The organism is Tunicatimonas sp. (assembly GCF_049647865.1).
GTDB lineage: Bacteria > Bacteroidota > Bacteroidia > Cytophagales > Cyclobacteriaceae > Tunicatimonas.
In genome coordinates this window covers 1-2,593 of the sequence record NZ_JBARYM010000554.1, presented here as the reverse complement: position 1 = coordinate 2,593, position 2,593 = coordinate 1, and the positions used below count along the sequence as shown (strand labels likewise).

Below are 2,593 nucleotides of genomic sequence, written 5' to 3'. Positions count from 1 at the left end.
AATCACAAATTTGCGGATCGTAAGCTCATTAACCACTTATTCGCTCAGCGGCAGGGCTGTGATGATATTCTGATGGTAAAAAACGGTTTGATCACCGATACTTCGTACAGTAATGTAGCACTTTACGACGGACAACAGTGGTTCACTCCTCATCAACCGCTGTTACCCGGCACTGCCCGCGCTCGCTTATTGCAAGATGGTCGTTTGCAAAAGGCGAAGATCAGTCCAAGCGATTTAGCCCAATTTAAGCGGTGTAGCCTAATCAATGCGATGCTTCCGCTGGGTGAATGTTTGGTAAAAGTTGATAGTATTCGTTGGTGAGCAACGCTCTCAAATTACTTGAGAGAGCACAATGGAGGTGTTAGGTTCGCCAAATTCGGTAAGCTTGGCGATGATATGTTCTAGTTCCTGCAAACTTGCCGACCTTAGTTCAATATAGTACCCTTCCCGTCCGGTAACGGCGTAGCAGGCCTGTACCTCTTTCTGCTGCTTTAAAAAATGAATCAGTCGCTGATTTTGATTGGCGTAGATTCTTATGGTAATGAATGCTTGTACCGCGTACCCTAGTTGCTCGTAATCTAATTTCACTCCGTACGAGCGGATAACTCCCGCCTCCTCCATTCTACGAATTCGCTCGGCTACTGCCGGGGCAGTAAGACCTACTTCTTTGCTAATTTCAGAGACCGCAGCTCGAGCATTCGCCTGAAGTAATTCCAAAATCTTCCTACTAATAAGATCAATATTCATTTTATTTACTAAAACCTGCCTAATTCTTTACTAACTAAATAATAAAGCAAAAATAACTTTATATATAAAGTGATACAAGTTTTTCTCTTTCGTAAATTTATTACAAAGATTCTTATATAACATTATCTATTGTTTCTTCGTCTAACAAGTTACCCATAGCTGGTAATTTATCAAAAATGAAAAGCTAGAACATTATACTGCTGATATTTAAAAGAGGCGCAAAAAAACACAGTATTATTATCATATACATATTTTTCGCTGATTGATTTAAATCTAAAGATTCAACTATATGCAAACTCAAAATATTTCTGTTCAGTCGACCGATAAACAAGATTTCCTGCCAATTAATGGTACTTTCTATATTGAGTTTTTAGTAGGAAATGCTAAGCAGGCGGCGTTCTACTATCATTATACTTTCGGCTACGATATTGTTGGGTACTTAGGACCGGAAACCGGATATCGCGACCGGGCTAGTTACTTACTTCAGCAAAACAAAGTACGTTTTATCCTTACTTCTCCCATTAAGCCCGAAGGCTTCATTGCCAACCATGTTTTTAAACACGGCGACGGAGTGCGTGATATTGCGCTGTGGGTAGACGATGCCCGTCAGGCCTTTCGGGAAACCACCCAGCGGGGAGCGGAAGCGGTAGCCGAACCTGAAGTGTTTTCTGATGAGGGCGGAGAGATCATAAAAGCTTCAATTAAAACCTACGGCGAAACAATCCACACCTTTGTAGAAGATAAGAATTACCGGGGCTTCTTCATGCCCGGATTTCAGAAAATGGACAACCCTTACTTGCAAAACCGCAGCGTAGGGCTAAAGTACGTAGATCATATTGTAGGCAACGTGGAACTAGGCGATATGAACGCTTTCGTTGATTTCTACGCCGATGTAATGGGGTTCAAGCAGTTAGTTTCCTTCGACGATAAGGATATTTCCACCAAGTATACCGCCTTGATGTCCAAAGTAATGTCAAACGGCAACGAGCGCATTAAATTCCCAATTAACGAACCCGCTCCCGGACTAAAGAAGAGTCAGATTGATGAGTACTTGGAGTTCTACGGAGGGGCGGGCGTACAACACATTGCTATCGCTACCGACAACATCATTCAAACCATTACGCAACTGCGCGACAACGGGGTGGCTTTTTTGCACGTGCCAGACACTTACTACGACGACCTAAAAGACCGAATAGGTGATATTGACGAGCCGATAGAAGAACTACGCAAACTCGGCATTCTGGTTGATCGCGACGATGAAGGCTATCTACTACAAATCTTCACCAAACCGGTGCAAGACCGCCCCACCGTGTTCTACGAAATCATCGAGCGCAAAGGTGCGCGCTCCTTCGGCAAAGGCAATTTCAAAGCCCTCTTTGAGGCAATCGAGCGGGAACAAGAACTTCGTGGAAACCTCTGATCAATGTGCAATTAGCAGTGAACAATGAGCAATTGATCGTATGAGTGAAGATATTCAAAGTGGAACTGGGAATCCGGTGAGGGAGAAGTCGTTTGTTTTTGCGGTTAGGATTGTTCGGCTATATAAACATTTGGTGGATGAAAAGAAGGAATACGTTTTATCAAAACAGTTACTGAAGAGTGGGACGAGTATTGGGGCGAATGTGGAAGAGGGGATTGGTGGAATATCTCGGAAGGATTCTAGAGCCAAACTTTCCATCGCCTAAAAAGAAGCCAGGGAAACCAAGTATTGGCTCCGCTTGCTGCACGCAACGGATTATATTGATAAACAGGCGTTTGATTCAATGATCAAAGACTGTGAAGAACTGCTCAAAATACTCTATGTAATAGTTAAGAAAGCTGGTGAATAAGCCAAGGCGAATTATCA

General features: G+C 43.1%; 3 protein-coding genes and 1 pseudogene. 3 read left to right on the top strand and 1 reads right to left on the bottom strand.

The features are described 5' to 3' along the window. The coding region (locus WBA23_RS16405) for an aminotransferase class IV (RefSeq protein WP_424583369.1) at nucleotides 1-321 on the top strand (321 nt) is incomplete at its 5' end. 9 nt (nucleotides 322-330) lie between these two features. Here WBA23_RS16405 and WBA23_RS16400 read toward each other — a convergent pair. After that, nucleotides 331-747, bottom strand: coding sequence for an Lrp/AsnC family transcriptional regulator (locus WBA23_RS16400; RefSeq protein WP_424583368.1), 417 nt, complete (start codon nucleotides 745-747; stop codon nucleotides 331-333). 289 nt (nucleotides 748-1,036) lie between these two features. On the opposite strand from WBA23_RS16400, the gene hppD reads away from it, so the two are divergent. After that, complete coding sequence (gene hppD, locus WBA23_RS16395) at nucleotides 1,037-2,167, top strand: 4-hydroxyphenylpyruvate dioxygenase (protein ID WP_424583367.1); 1,131 nt, start codon at nucleotides 1,037-1,039, stop codon at nucleotides 2,165-2,167. A 40-nt stretch (nucleotides 2,168-2,207) separates the two neighbouring features. Continuing rightward, a pseudogene (locus WBA23_RS16390) lies at nucleotides 2,208-2,576 on the top strand (four helix bundle protein). Nucleotides 2,577-2,593 lie beyond the last annotated feature (17 nt).

What these genes read in the sequence shown, in the direction of transcription:
- WBA23_RS16400 (WP_424583368.1), bottom strand. Translation starts at nt 747, where the DNA reads ATGAATATTGATCTTATTAGTAGGAAGATTTTGGAATTACTTCAGGCG.
- hppD (WP_424583367.1), top strand. Translation starts at nt 1,037, where the DNA reads ATGCAAACTCAAAATATTTCTGTTCAGTCGACCGATAAACAAGATTTC.